Origin of the sequence: Streptomyces sp. R-74717, from assembly GCF_047305335.1 — a bacterium.
GTDB classification, from domain to species: domain Bacteria; phylum Actinomycetota; class Actinomycetes; order Streptomycetales; family Streptomycetaceae; genus Streptomyces; species Streptomyces atratus.
Genome location: NZ_CP102361.1, coordinates 6,485,918 through 6,511,604, shown reverse-complemented (window position 1 = coordinate 6,511,604; position 25,687 = coordinate 6,485,918). Strand labels below are relative to the sequence as shown.

At 72.1% G+C, this 25,687-nt stretch carries 17 protein-coding genes; 13 read left to right on the top strand and 4 right to left on the bottom strand.

Annotation, left to right across the window (positions count from 1 at the left end; translation table 11 throughout):
* Nucleotides 1–177 precede the first annotated feature (177 nt).
* The 7 genes from NRF20_RS29870 (at nucleotide 178) to NRF20_RS29840 (ending at nucleotide 11,069) form a co-directional block, all read left to right on the top strand.
* A complete protein-coding gene (locus NRF20_RS29870) occupies nucleotides 178–1,569 on the top strand; it encodes a hypothetical protein (RefSeq protein WP_413753641.1) in 1,392 nt (463 codons plus the stop codon).
* Between the two features lie 11 nt (nucleotides 1,570–1,580).
* Nucleotides 1,581–2,648, top strand: coding sequence for a glutamate ABC transporter substrate-binding protein (locus NRF20_RS29865; protein ID WP_398628777.1), 1,068 nt, complete (start codon nucleotides 1,581–1,583; stop codon nucleotides 2,646–2,648).
* Nucleotides 2,649–2,751: 103 nt separating this feature from the next.
* Nucleotides 2,752–4,077 carry a hypothetical protein gene (locus NRF20_RS29860; protein ID WP_413753640.1) on the top strand — a complete coding sequence of 442 codons (1,326 nt, stop codon included), beginning with the start codon at nucleotides 2,752–2,754 and terminating at the stop codon, nucleotides 4,075–4,077.
* A 61-nt stretch (nucleotides 4,078–4,138) separates the two neighbouring features.
* A complete protein-coding gene (locus NRF20_RS29855; protein ID WP_398628779.1) occupies nucleotides 4,139–6,925 on the top strand; it encodes a tetratricopeptide repeat protein in 2,787 nt (928 codons plus the stop codon).
* Entirely contained in the window at nucleotides 6,922–8,232 is a 1,311-nt protein-coding gene (locus NRF20_RS29850) for a protein phosphatase 2C domain-containing protein (protein WP_398628780.1), read from the top strand. The genes NRF20_RS29855 and NRF20_RS29850 overlap by 4 nt, the downstream gene beginning before the upstream one ends.
* Nucleotides 8,233–8,374: 142 nt before the next feature.
* Nucleotides 8,375–9,733 (top strand): vWA domain-containing protein, encoded by a 1,359-nt coding sequence (locus NRF20_RS29845; protein ID WP_413753639.1) that lies wholly within the window; start codon nucleotides 8,375–8,377, stop codon nucleotides 9,731–9,733.
* Between the two features lie 109 nt (nucleotides 9,734–9,842).
* The gene (locus NRF20_RS29840; protein WP_398628782.1) at nucleotides 9,843–11,069 is read left to right on the top strand and encodes an FHA domain-containing protein; all 1,227 of its coding nucleotides are present in this window, start codon (nucleotides 9,843–9,845) and stop codon (nucleotides 11,067–11,069) included.
* Between the two features lie 6 nt (nucleotides 11,070–11,075).
* On the opposite strand, the gene NRF20_RS29835 is transcribed toward NRF20_RS29840, so the two are convergent.
* Nucleotides 11,076–12,059: a methyltransferase domain-containing protein gene (locus NRF20_RS29835; protein WP_398628783.1), complete on the bottom strand. Its 984-nt coding sequence runs from the start codon at nucleotides 12,057–12,059 to the stop codon at nucleotides 11,076–11,078.
* A gap of 132 nt (nucleotides 12,060–12,191) precedes the next feature.
* On the opposite strand from NRF20_RS29835, the gene NRF20_RS29830 reads away from it, so the two are divergent.
* From NRF20_RS29830 to NRF20_RS29805, 6 genes are all read left to right on the top strand, one after another.
* A complete protein-coding gene (locus NRF20_RS29830) occupies nucleotides 12,192–12,596 on the top strand; it encodes a globin (protein WP_413753638.1) in 405 nt (134 codons plus the stop codon).
* A 172-nt stretch (nucleotides 12,597–12,768) separates the two neighbouring features.
* Nucleotides 12,769–16,098 carry an FtsX-like permease family protein gene (locus tag NRF20_RS29825; RefSeq protein WP_413753637.1) on the top strand — a complete coding sequence of 1,110 codons (3,330 nt, stop codon included), beginning with the start codon at nucleotides 12,769–12,771 and terminating at the stop codon, nucleotides 16,096–16,098.
* Between the two features lies 1 nt (nucleotide 16,099).
* A complete protein-coding gene (locus NRF20_RS29820) occupies nucleotides 16,100–18,907 on the top strand; it encodes an FtsX-like permease family protein (RefSeq protein WP_398628786.1) in 2,808 nt (935 codons plus the stop codon).
* Nucleotides 18,904–19,866, top strand: a complete 963-nt coding sequence (locus NRF20_RS29815; protein ID WP_327275188.1) for an ATP-binding cassette domain-containing protein — start codon at nucleotides 18,904–18,906, stop codon at nucleotides 19,864–19,866. The genes NRF20_RS29820 and NRF20_RS29815 overlap by 4 nt, the downstream gene beginning before the upstream one ends.
* A gap of 112 nt (nucleotides 19,867–19,978) precedes the next feature.
* On the top strand, nucleotides 19,979–21,529 hold the full coding sequence (locus tag NRF20_RS29810) for an alpha/beta hydrolase (protein WP_413753636.1): 1,551 nt from the start codon (nucleotides 19,979–19,981) through the stop codon (nucleotides 21,527–21,529).
* Nucleotides 21,526–22,722: a serine hydrolase domain-containing protein gene (locus NRF20_RS29805; protein WP_398628788.1), complete on the top strand. Its 1,197-nt coding sequence runs from the start codon at nucleotides 21,526–21,528 to the stop codon at nucleotides 22,720–22,722. The genes NRF20_RS29810 and NRF20_RS29805 overlap by 4 nt, the downstream gene beginning before the upstream one ends.
* Before the next feature lie 66 nt (nucleotides 22,723–22,788).
* Here the strand turns inward: NRF20_RS29805 and NRF20_RS29800 are convergent, their stop codons facing one another.
* Genes NRF20_RS29800 through ettA form a run of 3 tightly spaced genes read right to left on the bottom strand, consistent with a single transcriptional unit; the run spans nucleotide 22,789 to nucleotide 25,567 of the window.
* Nucleotides 22,789–23,478, bottom strand: coding sequence for a hypothetical protein (locus tag NRF20_RS29800; RefSeq protein ID WP_398628789.1), 690 nt, complete (start codon nucleotides 23,476–23,478; stop codon nucleotides 22,789–22,791).
* Nucleotides 23,475–23,897 (bottom strand): acyl-CoA thioesterase, encoded by a 423-nt coding sequence (locus NRF20_RS29795; protein WP_398628790.1) that lies wholly within the window; start codon nucleotides 23,895–23,897, stop codon nucleotides 23,475–23,477. The genes NRF20_RS29800 and NRF20_RS29795 overlap by 4 nt, the downstream gene beginning before the upstream one ends.
* Nucleotides 23,898–23,902: 5 nt before the next feature.
* Nucleotides 23,903–25,567: an energy-dependent translational throttle protein EttA gene (gene ettA / locus NRF20_RS29790; RefSeq protein WP_266361440.1), complete on the bottom strand. Its 1,665-nt coding sequence runs from the start codon at nucleotides 25,565–25,567 to the stop codon at nucleotides 23,903–23,905.
* Between the last annotated feature and the right edge of the window lie 120 nt (nucleotides 25,568–25,687).

Here is a 25,687-nt window from a genome sequence, read left to right as displayed (position 1 = left end):
GCTTGATCGGCGGCTCAGGCCTTGATCGAATGCGTGTGACTACCATCTGTGGACCGGTGCAGGATCCAGGCGTTCCTGGTGTGGATGTCGGTCCCTGCGGCCATACTTCTGGCCGGGTACCAGTCCTCCGATCGGCCGGGGGGCCGGGCCACCGTCAGTGACCGAGGGGGAGGTCAAGTGACATACCCGCCGAATGTACGCACGGCGCCGGAACACGCGCGGGCTCAGCCGCCCGTGCCCGCGACCGTGCCCGCTCCGCCGCAGCGCGGTGCCTGGTCCGCGACGGCGGACCGGCTGCAGGCCGCGGCGACGACCGAACCGGGCAGGCTCCAGATCATCGGGGCCGTACTGGCCCTGCTCGTCGTGGCGTTCGGGGCCGTGACGGCGTTCGAGATCGCCGACCGGGCGGCCGCGGCCGACGACGTGGTGAGCCGCAGCCAGCCGCTGAGCGCCGACGCGGCGGACATCTACCGCTCGCTGGCCGATGCCGACACCGCGGCGGCGAGCGGCTTCCTGGCCGGGGCGCAGGAGCCGCGCGATGTCCACGACCGGTACGACAAGGACATCAAGGAGGCGTCCCGGCTACTGGTGAAGGCCGCGGCCAACACGGACGCGTCGACGAGCTCCGGGCACGAGATCACCACACTCAACGAGGAGCTCCCCCGCTACGCGGGCCTGATCGAGCGGGCCCGTGCCAACAACCGGCAGGGCCTGCCGTTGGGCGGCGCCTATCTCCGGTACGCGAACCAGAAGATGACCGACGTACTGCTGCCGGCCGCCGAGCGGCTGTACACGGCGGAGACCGGGCGGCTCGACCGGGACAACGACTCGGCCAGGGCCTGGCCGTTCCTCTCGCTCGGGCTCGGTGTCGTGGCGCTGGCCGCACTGTTCTGGGCGCAGCGGCGCAACTACCGCAGGACGAACCGGGTCTTCAACCACGGGCTGCTCGTCGCGACCGCCGCGTCCACCGTGGTGCTGCTGTGGCTGGCCGTGGGGCACACGGTGGCGCGGTCCGAACTGCTGGACGCCGATGTGCACGGGCAGCAGTCCCTCAATGTCCTCAATCATGCGCGGATCGACTCGCTGAAGGCGCGCGCCAATGAGAACCTCACTCTTGTCGCCCGCGGCGCGGTACTCACCCCGGACGGCAAGGACGACAAGTACGAGACCGACTACAACACGGGCATGAAGGCCCTCGGTGAAGAACTGGGGAAAGCCAGGAAGCTCGCCGACGACTCCCAGGGGAGCGGGCCGGTGGCGAATGCCATCAGCGGTGTCTCCGAGTGGCAGGGCCGCCACCGGACCGCCCGCACGACCGACGACAACGGCGACTACGAGGGCGCGCTGAAGCAGATCATCGGGCCGAGGAACTCGACGGGTGAGTCCTTCAACCGGGTGGACGAGGCGCTGAAGCAGGCGCTCGCCCATGAGCAGGGCGAGTTCACCCGGGCCGCGAAGGGCGGGCGCGGGGCGCTGGGCGGGCTGCCGATCGGGGCCGCCGCGCTCGCCGCACTGGGTGCCCTCGCCGCGATCGTCGGGGTCAACCGTAGGCTCTCGGAGTACCGGTGAGAGGGGGAGCGATGACCAGGAAGCGCACGGGCCCTGGGTCCACCCGCGGCAGGCTGCGCGGCTGGGGCGGGGTGACGGGCATGGCCGTGGCCTGCGCGGTGACGGCCTCGCTCACCCTGCTGCCGCTCTCCCACGGCGGCGCCGGCGCCTTCGGCGGGGACCCTTCGGGGCCGGGTACGGCGCAGGTGGTGCAGGCCCGGGCCGACGACTGCACGGACCCGGAGGCCAGCCTGACGCCGTCGAGCGCCGACGGCCCGAGCATCGCGAAGATCAAAGCGCGCGGAAAGCTGATCGCGGGCGTCGACCAGAACAGCTTCAGCTGGGGATACCGCAAACCGGAGACGGACAAGCTCGAAAATTCGGGGACAGGCAAGCTCGAAGGCTTCGACATCGATCTGGTGCGGGCCATCGCCAAGGACATCCTGGGCGATCCCGACGCGGTGATCTTCCGGGCCATCCCCACCAACCAGCGGATCGCCGCTCTGGAGAACGACAAGGTCGATGTCGTCGTCCGGACGATGACGATCAACTGCAGCCGGCTGGACCAGGTCTCCTTCTCCACGGCCTACTTCCAGGCCGGGCAGCAGGTCCTCGCACCGAAGAACTCGACGATCACCGGGTTCGACAAGTCCCTGGCCGGCAAGCGGATCTGCACCGCCGAGGGTTCCACCGCGTACGAGGCGCTGGAGAGGCAGTCGTTCGGCTCGGTCTTCAAGGACGAGCACGACGGCACCGAGGCGGACGAGGACCGGCTCACCGTCCCCAACCAGCTGGACTGCCTGGTGCGGCTGCAACTGGGCGAGGTCGACGCGGTGGTCACGGACAACGCGCTGGCGGCCGGCCAGGCCGCTCAGGACCCGGCGGTCGAGCTCAAGGGCGACAAGCCGTTCACCACCGAGTACTACGGCGTGGCGACGAAGCGCGGTGCGAACGATCTGGTGGCCCGGGTCAACCAGGTGCTGGTCGACTACCGCAGGGGTGGTGCGGACAGCCCCTGGATGGTGTCGTACCGGAAGTGGCTGGAGGCCGGTCTGCCGGGGATATCGGCGCCGCCGGCCCCCAAGTACCGAAGCAATTAGCGCCGGGCCGGTCAGGTGTGCGCGACGGCGCGGACCGGACCGGCGAGACAGTGGCACTGATCCTGTCGGGCCCGTCCCGGCAGGAAGAGCGGAGAGGTGATCGATGGGCGTCGCGGGCCCCTTCCCCGGCTACGCGGGGAGGCCCCCCGGCCCGGTCATGGACCGGGACGAGGCGGACCGTGCGCTGGCCCGGCTGGGCGCGGAGCACGAGGCGATCGAGACCTCGCTCCTCGCCCTGCAGGACCATGCGGGCCGCCGGCTCCTGGAAGGCGCCGATCTGACCGGTGTCACCAAGGAACGCTGGGCCTCCACCGAGCAGTCGATCACACTGCTGTGGGGGTATTTCGACGCCTACGCGGGGGCGCTGGCCGAGGCCCGCGCGGTGCGGGCCCGCCGGCGCCACCCCAACCGGGACGACCTGGTGTCCCTCACCGAGCTGCTGCGCGGCCAGGGTGTCACCGTGGCACATGCGGCCGGCCGCCCCGATCCGTCGATCACGGGCCCGGCCAAGCTCTCCGAGCGGTTCACGCTGGAGGAGCTGGTCGCCCGGATGAACGACCTGTACGCCCGCTCGCTGGACATGGTCGTCGCCTCCGACTCCGTGTGGTCCGCACTGCCCGCCCGGATAGATCTCCTCGCCGCCGAGCTGCACCGCACCCGCTCGCTGGCGCACTCCGTCGGTGTACGGCCCGGAGAACACCCGGCGGGCGACGACCTGGAGGCGATCACCCATGAACTGACGACGCTGCGGGTCCAGGTGATCTCCGACCCGCTCGCGTTCTGGCTGTCGGGCCCCGGAAGTTCGGCGCCCGGCGGCGGACGCCCCGACACCACGCGCTACGACCGGGCGGCCCGCGCCCTGGACGACGTACGCCGCGAGATCGAGGCGGTGCTCGCGGTGCGGCAGGACGCCGAGCAACGTCTGGTCCACCTGCGTGATGTCCTCTCCCGCGCGGACCGCACCCTGACCGAGGCCCGGTCTGCGCGCGGCGAAGTGCTGGCGAAGATCGCCGCCTCCGAGGTGCCGGCGGTCAGCGGCCCGGCGACCGCACTCCAGGAGCGGCTGGCCGCCGCTTCGGAGTACCGCAGGCATGCCCAGTGGCACCGGCTCTCCCCGCTCCTGGAGACGCTGGAGCGGGAGGCCGAGGAGGAACTGCTGCGGGCCCGGGAGTCGCTGACCGCGGTCACGGCCCCGCTGGCCGTACGGGCGGAGCTGCGCGGCAGGCTCGACGCGTACAAGGCGAAGGTCGCCCGGCACGGGATGGCCGAGGACCCGCTGCTGATCGAGCGGTACGACGCGGCGCGCCGGATGCTGTGGAGCGCACCGTGCGATCTGCGGGTCGCCACGCAGGCGGTGCTGCGCTATCAGGAGGCGGCGGCCGAACTGCTGTCCCAGCGCCGGACCTCGGGACCGGAGGACCGGCGATGAGTACAGGCAGGTGCAAGGTGGAAGGGCCGCCGCGTCGGCGGGGCGAACAGGGGGACGGACCATGAGTACGCAGTGCCAGCGCCCCGCGTGCGAGGGCAATTACGAGGACGTGGGCGGCGGTGAGCTGTACTGCGACACCTGCGGTCTGGCTCCGGTCGTGTCGCCGACGGGCATGGTGAGTTCGCCGCCGACCGGGATCGCGGGCGGCGGTGGCGCGAGCAGCAGGGGCAGTCGGGGCAGCAACAGCAGTTCGCGGTCCTCGTCCCGGGCGTCCTCGCGTTCCTCGTCCCGCTCGTCGACCTCGCGGCGTTCCGTTTCGGGGCGGCTCTCGCGCTCGCTGTCCGGTGGCGCCACGTCCCGTTCGGTGTCGGTCCGTTCCTCCGGTTCGTCCACGGGCGCGTCGTCCGGCCGGGGGAGGCTGGGCGCGGGCCTGGTGCAGGTGCCGGACGTGCCGCGTCCCGACCCGCGCTCCGCGGTGATGGAGAACCCGGAGGTGCCGGAGCGGAAGCGCTTCTGTTCGCGTTCGGACTGCGGGGCCCCGGTGGGCCGGGCGCGCGGCGAACGGGCGGGCCGCACGGAGGGGTTCTGCACCAAGTGCGGCCATCCGTACTCCTTCGTGCCCAAGCTCCACGAGGGCGACATCGTGCACGGCCAGTACGAGGTCGTGGGCTGTCTGGCGCACGGCGGGCTCGGCTGGGTCTATCTCGCGGTCGACCGTGCGGTGTCCGACCGCTGGGTGGTCCTCAAGGGCCTGCTCGACACGGGTGACCAGGACGCCATGGCGGCCGCCATCTCGGAGCGCCGCTTCCTCGCCGAGATCGAGCACTCCAACATCGTCCGGATCTACAACTTCGTCGAGCATCTCGACCAGCGCACCGGCTCGCTCGACGGCTACATCGTGATGGAGTACGTCGGCGGCAAGGCGCTCAAGGAGATCGCGAACGAGCGCCGTACCCCGGCCGGGAAGCGCGATCCGCTGCCGGTCGAGCAGGCGTGCGCGTACGGCATCGAGGCGCTGGAGGCGCTCGGCCATCTGCACAGCCGCAACCTCCTGTACTGCGACTTCAAGGTCGACAACGCGATCCAGACCGAGGACCAGCTGAAGCTGATCGACATGGGCGCGGTCCGAAGAATGGACGACGACGAGTCGGCCATCTACGGCACGGTGGGGTATCAGGCTCCGGAGGTCGCCGAGGTCGGCCCTTCGGTCGCCTCCGATCTGTACACGGTCGCGCGGACGCTCGCGGTGCTCACCTTCGACTTCCAGGGCTACACCAACGTCTTCGTGGACTCGCTGCCGGACCCGGACAACATCGAGGTGTTCCGGACCTATGAGTCGTTCTACCGGCTGCTGGTGCGGGCCACCGACCCGGATCCGGCGCGGCGGTTCGCCTCTGCGGCGGAGATGGCGGAGCAGCTGACGGGTGTGCTGCGCGAGGTGGTGTCGCTGCAGACGGGGCGGCCGCGGCCTGCGCTGTCGACGCTGTTCGGTACGGAAGTGCGGGTCACGGACACGCAGTTGTTCGCCGAGCTGACGGATGATGTGTCGCGGCTGGGGGCACGGGCTGTCGCTCCGGCGTCCTCAGGGCGCTTCGGGCGGCGGCGGAACGGGTCGGTGGCCGGTGCGGCCCCGGGCACAGCCACGGGGCCGGGCACGCTGCCCGCGGGCGCTCCGCCCGCACCCGGGCACGCCGCGGCGGGTGCCGGTCCGCTGACCGCGCCGCCCACCCACGTACAGGCGGGCAACGGGGCGGGCCAGAGCGGTGCGGTTCGCCGGAGCGGTGCGGCCTTCTCGTACGCGCAGACCCGGGCCGCGATTCCGGCCCCCCGTGTCCCGGCCACCGATCCCGGTACGCCGTCGGGGCCGTACGTCCCGAACGGCCCCCGGCCGGCCGGGCTCGACGCACGGGCCACCTCGCTCGCGCTGCCCGTGCCCCGGGTCGACGCGAGCGACCCCAACGCGGGCTTCCTCGCCGGACTGATGGCCACCGCCCCCGCCGAACTGATTGCCGCATTGAACGCCGTACCCGCGGCCTCGCTGGAGACCCGGCTGCGTGAGCTGCGTGCCCGTCTGGAGATGCACGAACTCGGCGCCGCGGGGCAGACCCTGACGGCGCTGGAGGGCCGGCACGCGGACGACTGGCGGGTCGTCTGGTACCGCGGCATCACCTCGTTGGTGACCGGTGACAACGAGAACGCGGCGCTCTCCTTCGACGCGGTGTACGACGCGTTCCCCGGCGAGCCGGCGCCCAAGCTGGCGCTGGGGATCTGCGCGGAGGTCCTGGGCCAGCTGGACAACGCCGCCGAGTACTACCGCCTGGTGTGGACGACCGACCCGAGCTTCGTCAGCGCCGCGTTCGGCCTGGCCCGGGTGCAGATCGCCGCCGGGGACCGGGCCGGCGCCGTGACGACGCTGGAGTCCGTGCCGGAGGCGTCGATCCACTACACGGCGGCCAGGGTCGCCGCGGTGCGGGCGCGGCTGCGTGAACGGTCCCCGGACGAGCCGCTGATCGCCGATCTGACGGCCGCCGCCGACCAGGTCTCGGGGCTGGCCGGTTTCGGTCTGGACGCGGTACGCCGCGAGCAGTTGTCGACAGAGGTGCTGGGGACGGCGCTCGACTGGGTACTCTCCGGTAGTCCGACGGCTCTGCCCTCGGCCCCGCAGCCGCACGCGCCTGCCGGGTCGCCCGGGCCGAGAACGCTGCTCGGCAGTGAGTTGGACGAGCGCGGCCTGCGTTTCGGGCTGGAGCGTTCGTACCGGATGCTCGCCCGGCTTGCAGAGCCCGGCGACGAGAGGATCGAACTGGTGGAGCGGGCCAACCGTTTCCGCCCCCGGACGTGGGTGTGAAAATGTCGCAGAAGCCCCAGGAGACGGCCTTGTCGAAGTGCCCCGGCTGCGAGGAGCCGCTGGAGCCGGGGGACCTGTTCTGCGGTGCGTGCGGGTACGACCTGTCGGCCGTGCCCGAACCGCCGCAGGACCGCCCGACGATCGCCATGGCCGTGCCGGCGGAGAACGGCGCGGCGGCCGCCGCCCGCACTCCGGCGGCCCGCCCGGCAGCGGTCCGGTTCGACGAGCCGGACGGATCGGGCGACTTCGAGCTGGCCGCCCCCGGGGCCGCACCTGGGGCCGCGCCCGCATCCAGGCCGTCCGCCGAGGTGTCTGCGTCCGCACCCGACCCCCGTACCCCTGCCGCGGAGCTGCCCTCCACGCCACCGGCCGGCATCAAACTGTGTGTGGCCTGTCGCGCCGGCCGTGTCGACAACGACGGCTACTGCGAGAACTGCGGTCACGCCCAGCCGCGCGAGCGCGACCACATGGAGCAGGAGCTCGGTTCGGTGGCTGCCGTCAGCGACCGGGGCCTGCGCCACCACCGCAACGAGGACTCGTTCGCGGTGTCGACCACCGCCCTGCCCGACGGTTCACCGGCCGTCGTCGCGATCGTCTGTGACGGCGTCTCATCGGCGAGCCGCCCCGACGAGGCGTCGGCGGCCGCCGCGAGCGCCGCCAACGAAGCGCTTCTGGAGTCGCTGCCGCGCGGCACCCATCCGCAGCAGGCGATGCACGAGGCGATCGTCGCGGCCTCGGAGTCGGTCAACTCCCTGGCCGAGGAGCCCGGCCAGGCCATGGAGCATGCCCCGCACCGCCACCAGAACGCCCCGGCGTGCACCCTGGTCGGCGCGGTGATGGCGGGCGGTCTGCTGGTCGTCGGCTGGGTCGGCGACAGCCGCGTCTACTGGGTGCCGGACGACCGCACCAACCCGCCCGCCCGGCTGACCGAGGACGACTCCTGGGCCGCGCAGATGGTGGCGGCGGGCCTGATGAACGAGGCCGAGGCGTACGCGGACGAGCGCGCCCACGCCATCACGGGGTGGCTCGGCGCCGACGCGTACGAACTGGAGCCGCACACCGCGTCCTTCAAACCGGACCGGTCCGGTCTCGTGGTGGTGTGCACGGACGGCCTGTGGAACTACGCGGAGTCGGCGGCCGAGATGGCCGCGGCGGTGCCGGACGATGCCCAGCTGCGGCCGTTGCACGGCGCCCAGGTGCTGGTGGGTCATGCGCTCGACGGTGGGGGCCACGACAACGTAACAGTGGCTCTGCTGCCGTTCGCGGTACCGCCTCAGGGGGCAGGATCGGCCTGCGGCAACACATGAGTCCCATTCCGTAACGCTTGATTCCGTTTCCGTCCGCCCACTCCATCCGTGACACCCTCGCCCGCGTTCGCCCGCGTTCGCCCGCGTTTCTGCCCTCACAGCTGTCTTCATCTGACACCTGGAGCCTCAAGGAGCCGATCAGATGGCCAACTTCTCCAAGTCGAACGTGCCGCAGTTCTCCGTCGAGGTGTACCAGAACGAATATCTGCCGGAGGGCGGTCGCGAGGTCAACGCGATCGTCACGGTCACCTCGACCGGAGGCGGTACCACCGGCGGCGTCCCGCTGTCCGGTGCGGCCGCAACACCCACGCACGTACCGGGGCAGGCGCCGAAAGCCGCCGTGGTGATCATGGTCGACTGCTCCGGTTCGATGGACTATCCGCCGACGAAGATGCGCAACGCCCGCGATGCGACGGCCGCGGCCATCGACACCCTGCGCGACGGCACCTCGTTCGCCGTGGTCGGCGGTACGCACGTCGCCAAGGAGGTCTACCCGGCCAACGGAAGGCTCGCCGTCGCCGATGCGCGGACCAAGGCCCAGGCGAAGGAGGCCCTGCGTGCGCTCAGCGCCGGTGGCGGTACGGCGATCGGCACCTGGCTGCGGCTGACGGACCGGCTGCTCGGCGCCGCCGATGTGGAGATCCGGCACGGCATCCTCCTCACCGACGGCCGCAACGAGCACGAGGCGCCGGAGGATCTGCGGGCCGCGCTCGAATCCTGCGCGGGCCGCTTCACCTGTGACGCCCGTGGTGTCGGCACCGACTGGGAGGTGAAAGAGGTCACAGCCATAGCCTCCGCGCTGCTCGGCACGGCCGACATCGTCGCCGACCCGGCGGGGCTGGCTGCGGACTTCACGCAGATGATGGAGAACGCGATGGGCAAGGAGGTCGCGGATGTCGCGCTGCGGCTCTGGACGCCCGTCGGGGTCGAGATCAAGTTCGTGAAACAGGTCGCACCGACGGTCGTCGATCTGACCGACCGCCGCACCGAGGCGGGCCCCCGCGCCGGGGACTATCCCACAGGTTCCTGGGGAGACGAGTCCCGCGACTACCACGTGTGCGTAAAGGTGCCGGAGGCCGGCATCGGGCAGGAGATGCTGGCGTCCAGGGTCTCGCTGATCCTCCCCGACCCGTCGGGCGGGGCCCCGCAGACCCTTTCGCAGGGCCTGGTACGGGCGGTGTGGACGGAGGACATGGTGGCGTCCACCTCGATCAACCCGCAGGTCGCGCACTACACGGGCCAGGCGGAACTGGCACAAGTCATCCAGCAGGGGCTCGATGCCCGCAAGTCGGGAGACTTCGACGGCGCGACGGCGAAACTGGGCCGTGCGGTACAGCTGGCATCGGCGTCAGGGAACGAGGACACTGCGAAATTGCTTTCGAAGGTGGTGGACGTCGTCGATGCCGCGACCGGTACTGTGCGACTGAAGGCGAAGGTCGCGGAAGCCGACTCGATGACACTCGAAACACGCTCGACCAAGACCGTTCGTGTCAAGAAATAACCACACAGCCGCACAGTCGAGCCGCCCGGCCGGAGCGATCCGCCGGGTGGCGAAGAGCAAGAAAAAATGACGGCCCCAGGGCCGGACGAGGAGAGGGGGAAGCGCCGACATGCCGACATGCCCGAACGGACACCAGTCGGGTTCCGATGACTGGTGCGAGGTCTGCGGCCATCGCATGGCCGGGGCGGGCGCGCCTGCGGGTGCAGTCCCCCCGCCGCCTCCCCCGCCGCCCGCTCCCGGTTACGGCTTCCCGCAGGGCCCCGATGCGACCCAGCAGGCCGAGCTCTGCCCGCAGTGCCGCACACCGCGTGAGGCCATGGCGCCGTTCTGCGAGGAGTGCCGCTGGAACTTCCTCACGAACACCGCGACGTCGTACACGCCGCTGGCGCCGTCCCACAGCCTTCCCGGCCCTCCGCCCGGTCTCAACCTGCCGCCCGGCTTCCAGGCACAGCAGCCGCCGGGCCCTCAGCAGCAGCGTGATCCGTTCGAGTACCAGGGCTCGCGGCCCTCGCAGGTGAACCGCCCGGCCGAACCGCTCTCCCCCGACCAGGGAAGCCGGCCCGGGCCCCCGGCGCCGGGTCCGCAGCCACCGGGTCCGCAGTCACCGCAGCCGCCGCATCCGTTCCAGCAGCAGGGGCCGCCGCCTGCACCGTCCTTCCAGCAGCAGACCGCGCCGCCCCCGCCGTTCCAGCAGCAGACCCCGCCGCCGCCGTTCCAGCAGCAGTCGGCGCCGCCCTCGTTCGAGCGGCCCGGTCCACCCGCCCCGCAGGCCCCCCAGCCACCTGCCCCGCCACAGGGGCCGCAGGGGCCGCAGTCCGGCGATGACGACGACTGGATGCTGTCGCCCCCGTCCCGGACGCAGGCCCCGCAGCCGCCGGCCCCGGCGCAGCAGCAGCCGCCGTTCCCGGGTCAGAACCAGAACCAGCCGCCCGCGACCTGGACCGCGGTCATCGCCCCGGACCGTGAGTACTTCCTGGCGATGATGCAGCGCAGCGGTCCCGAGGCGACCGGGCTCAACCTGCCCGCGTACTCCCCGGAACAGCAGCTTCCGCTGACCGGCAACCAGATCACCATCGGTCGCCGCAGGCACAGCACCGGCGAGTCCCCCGACATCGATCTGTCCGTGCCGCCGGAGGACCCGGGCGTCTCGCACCAGCACGCGGTGCTGGTGCAGCAGCCCGACGGCGGCTGGGCCGTGGTCGACCAGAACTCCACCAACGGCACCACGCTCAACGGCGCCGAGGACCCGGTCCAGCCCTATGTCCCCGTCCCGCTCCAGGACGGCGACCGGGTGCACGTCGGGGCGTGGACGACGATCACGATCCGCCGGGACTGACCCGCGCTACCCGTTGGGCAGTGGCCAGGCGTACGGCCCCTCGGGGTCGTCCAGCCAGGCCCACTGCCGCCCGTCCCGGACCGTGATGCCGAATCTCTCCCGTTCGGGGCGCCGCTCGCGCTGCCAGAGGGAGAGGGCCCCGCGCGGGTCGAGGGTGGCCTCGGTCAGCGCCAGCAGGAACCGGAAGAGTTCGTTGTCGCTGACGCGCCTCGGCAGTGCGCCGGTGTGCGGACGCCGCGCGGGCCGCGGCGGTGTGCCGCGCAGCGGTACGAAGTACGCGGGCGTGTGCAGGAACCGGCCCTCGGCGTACTTCCCGTGCGCCCCTTCCCGTACCTGCAGCGCGATCAGTCCGGTGGCGAACGGCGCCAGTATCCGTGCACCGGGCGTGCACTGGTCCAGCCAGGCCTGCGGTACGCACGGCAGGGTGCAGGTCGCGATGATCCGGTCGTACGGGCCGCGCGGGGGCCAGCCCCGTGTCCCGTCCCCGGTGATCACCGCCGGGCGGTATCCGGCCGCCGCCAGATGTTGGCGGGCCGACTCGGTGATCTCCGGGTCGAGGTCGACAGTGGTCACGGCGTCGTCACCGAGCCGGTGTGCGAGCAGCGCCGCGTTGTAGCCGCTGCCCGCGCCGATCTCCAGGACCCGCTGCCCTTCCCGTACATCCAGCTCTTCGAGCATCCGGGCCATCAGCGACGGCTGGCTGCTCGACGAGATCAGCTCACCGTCCCGGATCCGGGTGGCCAGCGCCCCGTCCGCATACGCCCCGTGCAGCCACTGGGCCCGCCTGACCGGATCGGGGTCCTCGCACCACAGGCGGTCGAATCCACCGCCCACGAAGTAGTACGGCACGAACAGATGCCGCGGCACCTCCTCGAACGCGGCCAGCCATTGCGGGTCGCCCAGCGCCCCACCGGCCACGATCCCGCGCACCATGGCCCATCGCTCCTCGGCGGCGGCCGCGGCGAACCGATCCGGGTACGCGTCGTCCATACCTCCACCTTCCTGCGCCGGGGGCCCCGGGGCCAGGAACCGGGCCGGGGCGGGTCGGGGCCGGCGGACGGCGATCCGAGGGCAGGACCTAGGACCCCGGTCCTCGGCCGGTGCGTCTGCGACGATGGACGGGTGACTGACATTCCGCACGACACGCTGCAGGAGCAGACCTTCTACGAGCAGGTCGGCGGCGAGGAGACCTTCCGGCGCCTGGTGCACCGCTTCTACCAGGGGGTCGCCGAGGACCCGCTGCTACGGCCGATGTATCCGGAGGAGGATCTCGGTCCGGCCGAGGAGCGGTTCAGGCTGTTCCTGATGCAGTACTGGGGTGGTCCCCGTACCTACGGTGAGCAGCGCGGACATCCCCGGCTGCGGATGCGGCACGTTCCGTTCCGGGTGGACCGGGCGGCGCACGACGCGTGGCTGAGCCATATGCGGGTCGCCCTGGACGAGCTCGGACTGGCGCCGGAGCACGAGCGGCAGCTGTGGGACTACCTCACCTATGCCGCCGCCTCGATGGTGAACACCGAGGGCTGAGAACACGCCCCTGTCCCCCGCGCCGGGTGCGGAATGCGTTCCTCCGTATCCGATTAACGGTCACGATCCCATCAAGGTGCGCACACAAGCGGTTTCCAACTGCACGTGCTTCCTGAAAGCATCCCTACATCGCCGGGGGGCGTGTGTGCGGTGAGGGTCCAAGGGGGCACGTGTGACGGGGTTTGTCTTTCTCCGGGTGAGGGCCTATCGGCTCCTGCTCGCCGCCGCTGTCCTCGCGATCCTGCTCACCGCCTCGGTGCTGGCCGCGCTCACCGCGTTCTCCGGCTCCGTCGGCGACGCGGCGCTGCGCCACGCCCTCACGCATCGGTCGGCGTCCGCCGCCTCCCTCGTCGTGTCCGCGCAGGTGATGCCCGCGCAGCGGGACGCGGCCGACGCGACCGCGCGGAGAACCGCCCGCGACACCTTCGACGGCCTGCCCGTGACCGTCCGGACCCTGGAGACGTCGGGTTCGTACGCGCTGCCGGGCGGTCCACAGGCTTCGGACGTCCGGGGCGGCGACCCGGACCTCACCCACTTCGCCGCGCTCGACCGCAGCCGCGTCCGGCTGACCGCGGGCCGCATGCCCGCGGCCGGGAACGGAAGGGCCGGCGATCCCGTCCAGGTCGCCCTGCCGCACACCGCCGCCGGGGCCCTGAAGCTGCGGCCCGGTTCGCGGCTCACCCTCACCGACCGGCTGGACGACAAGCCGGTGCGCGTCCTGATCACCGGCGTGTACGAGGCGTCCGACCAGGCCGACCCGTACTGGCAGTTGGACGAACTCGGCGGGCGCGGCATCCGCAAGGTCGCCTTCACGACGTACGGTCCGCTGCTCACCGATCCTGCCGTGCTCCGTTCCGGACGGATGAGCTCCGGCACGATGTCGTGGCTGACAACCGCAGATTTCCGCACCGTCACCACGGGCCGGACCGCGGCGCTGCACAGCGCCGCCACGGCCGCTCCGAAGAAGCTGCAGGCCGCCCCCGGTTTCAGGAGCGGGGCCACCGTGCGGACCTCACTCCCCCAGGTGCTGGAGCAGATCGACCGGGCGCTGCTGGTCTCCCGCTCGACGCTGATGATCGTGGCCGTCCAGTTGGTGATGCTCGCCGGTTACGCGCTGCTGCTGGTGGCCCGGCTGCTGAGCAGTGAGCGCGACGGGGAGACCCGGCTGCTGCGGGCCCGCGGCGGATCGCGCGGACGCGTCACCGCGCTCGCCGCCATCGAGGCTCTGTTGCTCGCGCTGCCCGCGGCGCTCCTCGCCCCGCTGCTCGCCGGGCCGCTGACACGGCTGCTTGCGGACCGCGGGGCGCTGTCCCGGATCGGGCTGCGGCTCGACGGGGGCGCGACCGCCACCGTGTGGCTGGTCTCCGCCGTCGCCGCGCTGACGTGTGCGCTGGCCGTCGTGGCGCCCGCGCTGGCGGCCGGTGCAGGGGAGCGTCGTTCCCGCCGCGCCGTCGCGCTGCCCGCGCCGCTCCGGGCGGGCGCCGACCTCGGTCTGCTGGTGATCGCGGCGGTGGCGTACTGGCAGCTCGACCGTCAGACCACGGGCTCCGGCGGCGGCGTGCTGAGCGGTGACCGGCAGGGCGGTCTCGGCGTCGATCCGCTGCTCGTCGCGGCTCCCGCCCTGCTGCTGCTCGCGGGCACCGTACTGACGCTGCGTCTGCTGCCGCCCGCGGCCCGGCTCGCGGAGCGCCGTGCGGCGGGCGGCCGGGGGCTGATCACGGCACTGGCCGGCTGGCAGTTCAGCCGGCGCCCGCTGCGCAATGCCGGACCGGTGCTGCTGCTGGTCCTGTCGGTCGCCATGGGCATGCTGGCGATCGGGCAGCGCGCCTCCTGGGACCGTTCGCAGGGCGACCAGGCGGACTTCAAGGCTGGTGCGTCGGTGCGCGTGGTGGGCAGTGTCGAGGACGATCCGGCGAAGGCGGGCGCTTACGCGCGGCTGCCGGGCGTACGGGAGGCGGCGCCCGCGTTCCGTACGACCTTGGATCTCTCCGGTGAACGCACCGCCGAGATCCTCGCCCTGGACACCGCGCACGCCGACGAGCGGATGCTGATGCGCGGCGACCTCGGTGACGGGCCTCGGGAGCGGCTGTTCGACTCGCTCGCCCCGCCGAGGACCGCACGGGCCGGGCTGCTGTTGCCGCAGCGCAGTGAACAGGTCCGGTTCGACGTGCGGATCACGGTGGCCGGGGCGCCCGCGCGGCCGTCGCCGTCCGGCACCGCGCCGCTCGTCACCGTGCTGCTGGAGGATCGTTACGGCTTCCCGTACCGGGTACCGGCCGGAGCCGTACCCGTCGACGGGAAAACGCATCCGTTCGCGTTCGCGGTGGCGGCCGCGGGTGATCTCGCGGTGACCGGGTTCGAGCTGGACGGCAACCGGCCGACCGGCCGGAGCGAGTCCCACCGGGTCGACATCGGCGCCCTCAGGACAGTGACGGCCGACGGCACCGAGCAGGCGGTCCCGGTGCCCGACGGGTTCGCCTGGGACGCCACGCAGACCGCCGCCGCCGGATCCGATGAGGAGCAGCCCGGCGAGGAGCAGCCCGGCGATCCGGTGTACGTGACGGTCTCCGCGAAGAGCCTGCTGGCCTTCGGGTACGACACCGGCTCGGCCCCGGACGCGTGGGAGTCGCCCGCCTTCTCCGTACGGGCCATCGCGCCCCGTCCGAAGGCGCCGACGCCGAACGCCATCGTCACCGACGCGTATCTGAAGGCCGCCGGAGCGAGGAAGGGGCAGAGCGTCGACATCACGCTGGCCGGCGAGACGGTCCGGGTGAAGATCGCGGATGTGGTGCGCAGGCTGCCGACCACAGGCCCCGGCACCGGCTCCGATGCCTCCGTCACCGGCTCCGACCGGGCCCGGGACGGCGGCGCGCTGCTGCTCGACCTCAGGGCCGTCGGCCAGGTCCTCGCACACCGTCCGGGCACCGTGCTCACCCCCGTCGAGTGGTGGCTGAGCACCGCCCCCGGACAGGCCGGAAAGGTCGCCGCCGCGCTGCGGGCACAGCCCTACACCGATCCGGCTCAGGTCGAGGTGCGCGACGAGATCGCCCAGGAACTGGTCAGCGATCCGCTGGGCGCCGGGCCGCAGTCCGCGCTGCCCGCGGTGGCCGTCGTCGCCGCGGCCCTGGCCGCGGTCGGTTTCGCGGTGAGCGCCGCCGGCGCGCAGCGCGAACGGACCGCCGAGTTCGCCGTCCTGCGGGCGCTGGGGACGCCGCGCCGACGGCTGACCCGGATGATCGCCGCCGAGCAGGGCGTGCTGATCGCGATCGCGCTGCTGGTCGGGGCCGCGCTCGGGGCCGTACTGAACCTCGCCGTCGTGCCGCTCATCGTGCTGACCGGTCAGGCCACCGCGCCGGTGCCCCCGGTGCTGGTGCAGCTGCCGGCCGGGCAGGTGGCCGCGTTGCTGGCGGGTGTCGCCGCGTTGCCGCTGCTGATCGTCGTGTTTCTCGCCCTGCGCGGCGCCGACCCCGCGACCTCGCTGCGCCACCAGGGGGACAACTGACATGAGTGCGCGTTCCGTTCGAGACCGTCGCGCCCCCGCCGCCTGTGCGCCCTGGGTCCGTACCCGGCTGCGTACCGCTCCCGGCACGGCTTGGGCGCTCGGGCTGCTGGTGCTGCTGACGGCGTTCCTCGCCGCCGCTTTCCCACGTGCCGTCGACCGTTACGAGAACGAGGGGCTGCGCCATGACATCGCCGCCGCGGACCCCCGGCTCAGTGTGCTGGAGCTGAGCACGCCGCAGCCCGATCTGCAGGTGCCCCAGCCCCGGCGTGAGGAAGCGGTGAGTGCGGCGTCGCTGGCGTCCGTCCATCGCAGGGTGCTGTCCGGGCTGCCCGACGTGGTGCGGCCCGACACCGCCCAGTCCGCGTACGGCTTCCGCACCGGGAAACCGATCTCCGCGCAGGAGGGCTGGCTGCCGCGGCCGTCCCTCATCGACCCCGAGCTGACCTACTCGACCCTGTCGGACCTGCCGGACCACGCCAGCCTGCGCACCGGGACCTGGCCCGCCGTCCACGGCACGGTCACGGCGGGCACGCCTGAGGTGGAGGGCGCGGTCACCGAAGAGACGGCGAAAGCCCTGCGGATCAAGGTCGGCTCGGCCATCTCCGTACCGACCCAGGGCGGAACACCACTGACCGTGCGCATCACCGGCATCGTCACCCCGGAGCGTCCCGCGGCCGCCTACTGGTCGGTCCAGCCACTGCTCCGGACCCCGTCCCTGGTGGCCAAACCGACGCGTGACATCCCGCGTTACTACTGGATCGGGGCTGTCCTGCTGCCGCCGGACGCCGCGCCCGCGCTGCTCGCCACCGCCGGTCAGCCGGAGGCGTTCTGGCGGATCCCACCGGATGCCTCCCCCCTCACCGTCACCGACGTGGCGGCCCTGCGCTCGTCGATCGCCTCGCTGGAGGGCGGTCCGGGACTGGTGAACCTGCGTGCGGTGGCCGGCGAGAACGCCGCGCTCACGACCGACCTGGACACGATCCTCACCAGGTACGACACCCTGCGTCAGGCGATCGGCCCGGTCGTCATGGTCGCCGCCGTGGGCATCGGAGCCGTCGCCGCCGTCGTCCTGCTGATGACCATCGGACTGATGGGCGGCCGGCGCCGCAGCGAACTGGCCCTGCTGCGCTCACGCGGCGGATCCTTGCGCGGCATCGGCGGCCGGCTGCTCGCCGAGACGGTGGTGATCACGGTGCCCGCGGCGGCGCTGGGTCTGCTGATCGCCGTACTGACCATCGGGGACGCCCGGCTGTGGCCCTCGGTCACCGGCGCGGTCGCCGTCGCCGTACTGGTCTGCGTCGCCCTGCCGCTGTGTACGGCGCTGCCGCACCGCAGGCCGCGGCTGCACGGAGCCCGCGACGACCTGATGGACGCCCGCCCGTCGCGACGGCGCACGGTCGCCGAGCTCACCCTGCTGGTGCTGGCCGTCGGCGCGGTCGTCGCGCTGCGCCGGCGCGGTACGGGCTCCGGCGGCGGCGATCTGCTGGTCAGCGCCGCCCCCGTACTCGTCGGTCTGATCGCCGCCCTGGTCCTCGTACGGATTCTTCCGCTGCCGCTGCGTCTCGCCTCTCGCTCCGTCGCCCGGCGGCGCGGCGCGGTCGGATTCCTGTCGCTGGCCCGCGCCGGGCGCACCTCGGCGGGTGGCACGCTCCCGCTGCTCGCACTGCTGATCGCGCTGACCACCGCGGCGTTCGGCGGCTCGGTGCTCGCGGGCATCGCGGACGCGCGGGACGACGCGGCGGTGCGCGCGATCGGCGCGGACGCCCGGATCAGCGGCCCGGGCAACTCCGTGCCGCTGCCGGACCGCCTGATCCGGGAGGTACGGAAAGCGGGCGGCGTGCGGGAGGTGGCGCGCGTGCAGATCGAGTACGACGTGGTGCTGCCGGCCGACGGGACCGGGGACCAGCACACGAAGGACGCCACCCTGGTGGGCGTCGACCCGGCGACGTATGCCCGGCTGGCCCGCGCGACCGGCCTCGGGGCGTTCCCCGCCGACCGGTTGAAGGCCTCCGCGGCAGCGAAGAAGTCCGCGCCGCCGAAGGACCCGGTGCTGCCCGTCATCGCCTCGCCGTCCGTCGCCGAGCGGCTCGGCGACCGGGCACGTGACCTCTCCGCGGCGGCCGGGAACTTCACGGTGCGGGTGGCGGGTACCGTCACGCGCACTCCCGCCGTCTCCGACAGCGACTTCCTGATCGTCGACGCCGCGTCGCTCACCCGCCGGCAGACCACCACCCTGCTGGTCACCGGCGGCTCCCCGGACGCGAAGGCACTGCGCACGGCGGCACACCACGCGGGCAAGGACGTCTCCGTGCGGCTGCGCTCCGAGACACGCGAGGCGTTCGTCGACACCCCCGTGCAGCGGGGCGCAGAGAAGATCTACGCGGCGGCGATCGCGGCCGGCGCGGGCTACGCCCTGCTCGCCGTTCTGCTGTCGCTGCTGCAGACCGCGCCGGAACGCACCGCCCTGCTGGCCCGGCTGCGGACCATGGGCCTCACCTCCCGGCAGGGCAGACGGCTCCTCGGCCTCGAAGCGATGCCGCAGGCGCTGCTGGCCGCCGCCGGCGGGCTGCTCGTCGGATGGGCGACGACCGCCCTGCTGGCGCCGGGCGTCGACCTGGTGAGCCTGGCTCTCTCCGCCGGGCCGGAATCCGGCGGAGACGACACCATTGCGCTGCGGGCCGACCCGTGGTCGCTGACGCTTCCGGCGCTCGGCGTGGTCGTCCTCACCGCCGCGGTGGCCGCCGTCCAGGCCTGGTGGGCGGGCCGCCGCGGACCGATCACCGAACTCAGGGCAGGAGACCCCCGATGACGTCGCCGTCGACCGACACCACGCTGGCCGAGCTCGAACAGCGGGCCACCGCACGCCGCGACCGGCCCTCCTACGGGCACGACGCGCTGATCGCCTGCGACCGACTGGTCCGCATCTTTTCCGCGGACGGGGTGGAGGTGCAGGCCCTCCAGGGCCTCGATCTGCTGGTCACCGAAGGCGAGTTGATGGCCCTGGTCGGTGCGTCCGGCAGCGGCAAGTCGACCCTGATGAACATCCTGGCGGGCCTCGATGTGCCCACGGCCGGGTCGGCGAAGGTCGCGGGGTGCGATCTGCTGTCGATGGGACCGAAGGAACGGCTCCGCTACCGCCGGGACATCGTCGGGTTCGTCTGGCAGCAGACGGCCCGGAATCTGCTCCCGTACCTCACCGCCGCACAGAACATCACCCTGCCGATGCAGCTGCGCGGCCGGGGCCGGGGCCGTGAACGGGCCGAGCGCGCCGAGTCGTTGCTGCGGATGCTGGGGCTGGAGGAGTGCCGCGACCGGCGCCCGCAGCAGCTCTCCGGCGGCCAGCAGCAGCGGGTGGCGATCGCCGTCGCGCTCGCCAACAATCCGTCGGTGCTGCTCGCCGACGAACCGACCGGTGAACTCGACTCGGCGTCCGGCGAGCGGGTCTTCGCCGCGTTCCGCCGCGCCAACGAGGAGCTCGGCACCACGATCGTGATCGTCACGCACGACCAGGCGGTGGCGAGCGAGGTCCGCCGCACGGTCGCCATCCGTGACGGCCGTACGTCCTCCGAGGTGCTGCGCCGCACCGAGGTCGACGCAGCGACGGGCCTGGAGTCCCAGGTGGCGCGGGAATACGCGATGCTCGACCGCGCGGGCCGCCTGCAGCTGCCCGCCGACTACACGGAGGCGCTCGGGATGGAGCACCGCGTGATGCTGGAGCTGGAGCAGGACCACATCGGGGTCTGGCCGGACGACCAGCCGCACCCGTAACGGGTGTTGGTGGTGCTGGCCCCAGGGCGCTTCGACCGGGTGGCCCGATGTTCCCGCGCCGCGTACGCCCCTAGCGTCGTGCGGGAGTCATCCACCTGATCCGAGGAGCACAATGCGCGTCACCTCACTGGTCACCGCCGGCCTGGGCCTGACCTGCTTACTCGCGGGCAGTGTGCCCGCGTCGGCCGCCCCCGCCGCCCCCTCCGCCCCCGCCCACCAGCGGCTCGTCTGGGGCCCCTGCTCGCCGCAGCAGCAGGAGCTGAACGAAGCGGGCGCGCAGTGCGCGAAGGTGACCGTTCCCCTCGACTACTCCGATCCCGGCGGCCCGACGATCGGGATCGCGGTCTCCCGTATCAAGGCCGACGCGAAGCGCGGCAAGCGGCGGGGCATCCTGCTGTCCAATCCGGGCGGTCCGGGCGGCACCGGACTCGCCAACACCCTTTATCTGCGACCCGCGTTGAAGGATGTGGCGGACCGCTACGACCTGATCGGCTTCGATCCCCGTTTCCTCGGCGAGTCCACCCCCATCACCTGTGACCCCGCCGCCCCGACGCCCGCGCCCGGCCCGACCACGACCCGCCGCGAGGACTTCGAGCGGTCGGTACGGTCCGCCCGCGACACGGCAGACCGCTGCCGGGAGCACGGGGACAATGCACGGCTCCTCCCGCACGCCACATCCAGGAACGTCGCCCGCGACATGGATGCGATCCGCGCAGCGCTGGGCGAGCGCAGGCTGTCGTATTACGGCGTCTCGTACGGTGCCGATCTGGGCGCCGTCTACACCCAGATGTTCCCCCGCCGCGCCGACCGCATCGTCATCGACTCCTCGACCGACCCGACGGCCACCCAGTACGAACTCTTCCAGCGGGCGGGCAAGCCGCTCGAAGAGGCACTGGACTCCTGGGCCGGATGGACCGCACGGCACGACGGCACCTACCGGCTCGGCAGGACGCCCGCCCAAGTGCGGTCGAATGTCCAGCAGTTGCTCGACGGGGCCGAGCAGCGCCCGGTCACCGTCTCCGGCATCCGGCTCGACGCGCCCTTGCTGCGGCTGATGCTGAGGCAGCTCATCCAGCACGAGGAGTACGACCCGGCGCTCGCCGGTACGGTGCGCGACCTGACCGATGCCGCCGCGGGCAGGCCGGTCGAGCCCGGCCCGGAGCTCGCCGCCATGCTCGAACTGCTCGCGTCGCCCGAGCTGGCGGACAGCATGCTGGGCGGGGCCCTCTTCATGTGCGGCGACAACGGCTGGCCGGCCGGTGGCTGGCCGAAGAACCCGGAGACGTACTGGAAGAACATGGAGCGCAGCCGCGCCACCCAGCCCGTCTTCGGCCCGATCGTCAACAGCATGATGGCCCCGTGCGCGTTCTGGACGAGCACATCCCGTGAGCCCGCCACGGTGATCGGCAACGACGTACCCGTACTGATGCTCCAGGCCCGGCGCGACAACAACGTCCCCTACGAAGGGGCATTGGCTCTGCACCACCGGCTGACCGGTTCACGGCTGGTGACTGCGGACATCCGCTCGCACGGGGTGTACGGGCGCGGACTCGACGGCCTCACCCCCGTCCCCTGCGCCGACAGAGCCGTCAACGACTATCTGCGCGACGGCACGCTGCCCGGCGCCGACCTGACCTGCCCCCGCGCCGGGGAGGACCGGTGATCAGCAGACGTACGGGCCTGGCGGCCACGGCAGCGGCCCTGCTCACCGGAGCGTCCGGACCCGCGGCGTCGGCCGCCGCACCCCACCGCGCCCCCGGGCTCCGCAGCCGTCTCCAGAGCGATGTGGACGCGATCTGGGCCACCGGCGCCACCGGCGTACTGGCCGAGGTGCAGAGCGCCCACGGCCGGGCGACGGCTCGCGCCGGATCCGCCGTCCTGCGGGCCCCGCACCACCCGGTTCCCTGGGACGCCTACTACCGGCTCGGCAGCGACACCAAGACCTTCACGGCCACGCTCGCCCTCCAACTGGCCGGCGAGGGGCGGCTCGCGCTCACGGACACCGTCGAGCGGTGGCTGCCCGGCGCCGTGCGGGGCAACGGCAACGACGGCCGCAGGATCACGGTCGCCAATCTGCTGCGCCAGACCAGCGGGCTGAACGACTATCTCGCCGTCTCACCCGACTCGGCCGATGCGTTCACTCCGGACGGCTACCGCCGATCGCGGTTCCGCATCACGGCCCCCGAGGACCAGCTGAAGGCGGCCCTGAGCCGGCCGCCCCTGTGGGTGCCGAACGCCGAACACCCCGACCGGGAACGGCGCTGGGGCTACTCCAACACCAACTACGTGGTGGCGGGCCTGATCATCGAGCAGGTGACCGGCAACTCCTGGGCGCAGGAGATCCACGACCGGATCATCGAACCCCTGGGCCTGCACCACACATTCACGCCGGGAACCTCGCCGTACGTGCCCCACCCCACGGCCACCTCGTACACCTGGTTCCCCGGCTGCGCCCGGCCGACCGACACGACGCTGGCGTCCGGCGGCGGGGCGGACGGCTCCGTCATCAGCACCACCCATGACCACGGTGTCTTCCTGCGCGCCCTGATGAGCGGCCGGCTGCTGCGCCCGGCCCAGCTGGCCGCGATGAAGGAGACGGTCGTGGCCGAGGACTGGAGTGCGGCGCCGGGGGTCCGTTACGGACTGGGCATCGCCTGGCGCCCGGTGGCCGGGAGCAGCGGCGGGATCTGGTTCCACGGCGGAACCCATCTGGGGATCGTCTCCGAGAGCGGGGTGACGCCGGACGGTGCGCGGGCCGCGACGAGCGCCACGTTCACCCTGCGGATGGGCGACCCGGCCCAGGACGCTCAGGACCTGGCCGCGCTCCGGCTGGTGGACAGGGCCCTGACCGGTTAGGTCCTGTCAGTCCGTCCGGACGGGTCCGTCGGCCTGTCCGGACGGGTCCTGTCGTCGGGCCGTCGCTCAGCCCGCGCCCACCGTCACCGCGAGCGTGCCGAGCCCGCCGCCCGGTCCGCGCAGGGCGACCGAGCCGAACGGGGTGCGCAGCCGCAGCCAGGGCCCGGCCGCGAGCAGGGCGACCGGGAAGTCCGGCGCCGGGCGGAGGAAACCGAGGGACTGGGCGGCGTGCACGGCCCGCAGCGGAAGTTCGGTACCGGCGACCGTGCGCGACCAGATCTCGCGGCCGATCAGGTCCCGCTCCGCCCGGGTGCGGCGGTCCTCGGGCAGGGCTTCGTCGCGGGAGCGGAACTCCGCCACCGCGGCGGTGACTGCCGTGCGCAGGGAGACCGGGTCGGGCAGGCCCGGCAGTTCGTGCCAGCCGCCACGGGGCGGGAGGACACCCGTCCACGGCGGCCCGGTGACGGGTGCGGGCAGGGCGCCCGAACCGGCTGCCGCGCCCTCGACGTCGAGGGATTCGAGGAGTTCACCGGCGGACACCGTGACGTCGAAGTCGTGCGATCCGGCCAGCCGCGCCGCCCGGATCGCCAGGACCTCGAACGACGGCGGCCTGCCGAACACAGCCAGCGCACTGCCGCCCGCCTGCATCCGCACCGCGGCTGCCCGGTCGTAGTGGAGCAGCCGACCGAGGAAGGCCGCGAGATCCGCGGCCTCCCTCGTGTCGGCGAACTCCAGCGACCGCACGGGCACCGTCATGCTGCAGCAGGCTCCCCGGCCAGGTACTGCTGGAGGAAGAGCTTCTCCTCGGCGGAGATCCGCCGGGGCCGCTCCTCGGCCAGGTTGTACGGCACGACGACGGTCGAGGCCCGTACGTAGACCTGGTCCGGGTCCTTGATCTCGTACGCGATCGTCAGCGATGCGGCGCCGATCTTCGTGACCCACGACTCGACGGTCACCGGCTCGTGCCGGTGGACCAGCGGCCGTACGTAGTCGATCTCGTGCCGGGCCACGACGGACCCGCCCGAGAAGGACGGCGAGCCGTCCCCCGGCGCCAGCCGGAACATGAAGTCGATGCGCGCCTCCTCCAGATAGCGGAGGAAGACCACGTTGTTCACGTGGCCGAAGGCATCCATGTCCGACCAGCGCAGCGGGCAGTTGTAGATGTGACGTGCCAAGACGATCAGCCTCGCGTGAGCTTCTTGTACGTGGCACGGTGCGGGCGGGCCGCGTCCGCGCCGAGGCGGTCGACCTTGTTCTTCTCGTACGACTCGAAGTTGCCCTCGAACCAGTACCACTTGGAGTCGCCCTCGTACGCCAGGATGTGCGTGGCGACGCGGTCCAGGAACCAGCGGTCGTGGGAGATGACCACAGCGGCGCCCGGGAACTCCAGCAGGGCGTTCTCCAGCGAGGACAGGGTCTCGACGTCGAGGTCGTTGGTGGGCTCGTCGAGGAGCAGCAGGTTGCCGCCCTCCTTGAGCGTCAGCGCCAGGTTGAGGCGGTTGCGCTCACCACCGGAGAGAACACCGGCCGGCTTCTGCTGGTCCGGGCCCTTGAAGCCGAATGCGGAGACATACGCCCGCGAGGGCATCTCGACCTGGCCGACGTTGATGTAGTCCAGCTCGTCCGAGACGACGGCCCAGAGGGTCTTCTTCGGGTCGATGTTGGCGCGGGACTGGTCGACGTAGGAGATCTTGACCGTGTCACCGGTCTTGATGGAGCCGGTGTCCGGGGTCTCCAGGCCCTGGATCATCTTGAACAGCGTGGTCTTGCCCGCGCCGTTCGGACCGATGATGCCGACGATGCCGTTGCGCGGCAGCGTGAACGACAGGTCGTCGATGAGGACCTTGTCACCGAAGGCCTTCGAGAGGTTCTCGACCTCGACGACGACGGAACCGAGCCGCGGGCCCGGCGGGATCTGGATCTCCTCGAAGTCCAGCTTCCGCATCTTGTCCGCCTCGGCCGCCATCTCCTCGTAACGGGCGAGACGCGCCTTGGACTTGGTCTGCCGGCCCTTGGCGTTGGAGCGGACCCACTCCAGCTCTTCCTTGAGCCGCTTCGCGCGCTTCTCGTCCTTGCGGCCCTCGACCTTGAGGCGGGCCTGCTTCTTCTCCAGGTACGTGGAGTAGTTGCCCTCGTAGGCGATGGCGCGGCCGCGGTCGAGTTCGAGGATCCACTCGGCGACGTTGTTCAGGAAGTACCGGTCGTGCGTGACGGCGATGACGCAGCCCGCGTACTTCGAGAGGTGCTGCTCCAGCCAGTTCACCGACTCGGCGTCGAGGTGGTTGGTGGGCTCGTCGAGGAGCAGCAGGTCGGGGGCCTCGATCAGCAGCTTGCAGAGCGCGACGCGGCGCTTCTCGCCACCGGAGAGGTTGACGACCGGCCAGTCGCCGGGCGGGCAGCCCAGGGCGTCCATGGCCTGCTCCAGCTGGGCGTCCAGGTCCCACGCGTTGGCGTGGTCCAGGTCCTCCTGAAGCTTGCCCATCTCGTCCATGAGCGCGTCGGAGTAGTCGGTCGCCATGAGCTCGGCGACCTCGTTGAAGCGCTTGAGCTTGCCCATGATCTCGGCGGCGCCGTCCTGGACGTTCTCCAGGACCGTCTTCGCCTCGTCGAGGTGCGGCTCCTGCATGAGGATGCCGACGCTGAAACCGGGCGACAGGAACGCGTCCCCGTTGGACGGCTGCTCCAGGCCCGCCATGATCTTCAGCACCGTGGACTTACCGGCGCCGTTGGGGCCCACCACACCGATCTTCGCCCCGGGCAGGAAGCTCAGCGTGACGTCGTCAAGGATCACCTTGTCGCCGTGCGCCTTGCGCGTCTTGCGCATCGTGTAGATGTACTCAGCCAAGAGAAACCGTCCGGCAATCGATGAGTGGGCAGATACACCCCATCTTGCCTGACGTCCATCCCAGGATGGAAACCCGTCCGGTCCGCGGTACACCCCGTCCCGCCTCCCGGCACGCACCGC

Coding starts and splice junctions, on each gene's coding strand:
- NRF20_RS29865 (WP_398628777.1), top strand. CDS start 1,581: ATGACCAGGAAGCGCACGGGCCCTGGGTCCACCCGCGGCAGGCTGCGC.
- NRF20_RS29860 (WP_413753640.1), top strand. CDS start 2,752: ATGGGCGTCGCGGGCCCCTTCCCCGGCTACGCGGGGAGGCCCCCCGGC.
- NRF20_RS29855 (WP_398628779.1), top strand. CDS start 4,139: ATGAGTACGCAGTGCCAGCGCCCCGCGTGCGAGGGCAATTACGAGGAC.
- NRF20_RS29845 (WP_413753639.1), top strand. CDS start 8,375: ATGGCCAACTTCTCCAAGTCGAACGTGCCGCAGTTCTCCGTCGAGGTG.
- NRF20_RS29840 (WP_398628782.1), top strand. CDS start 9,843: ATGCCGACATGCCCGAACGGACACCAGTCGGGTTCCGATGACTGGTGC.
- NRF20_RS29835 (WP_398628783.1), bottom strand. CDS start 12,059: ATGGACGACGCGTACCCGGATCGGTTCGCCGCGGCCGCCGCCGAGGAG.
- NRF20_RS29820 (WP_398628786.1), top strand. CDS start 16,100: ATGAGTGCGCGTTCCGTTCGAGACCGTCGCGCCCCCGCCGCCTGTGCG.
- NRF20_RS29815 (WP_327275188.1), top strand. CDS start 18,904: ATGACGTCGCCGTCGACCGACACCACGCTGGCCGAGCTCGAACAGCGG.
- NRF20_RS29810 (WP_413753636.1), top strand. CDS start 19,979: ATGCGCGTCACCTCACTGGTCACCGCCGGCCTGGGCCTGACCTGCTTA.
- NRF20_RS29800 (WP_398628789.1), bottom strand. CDS start 23,478: ATGACGGTGCCCGTGCGGTCGCTGGAGTTCGCCGACACGAGGGAGGCC.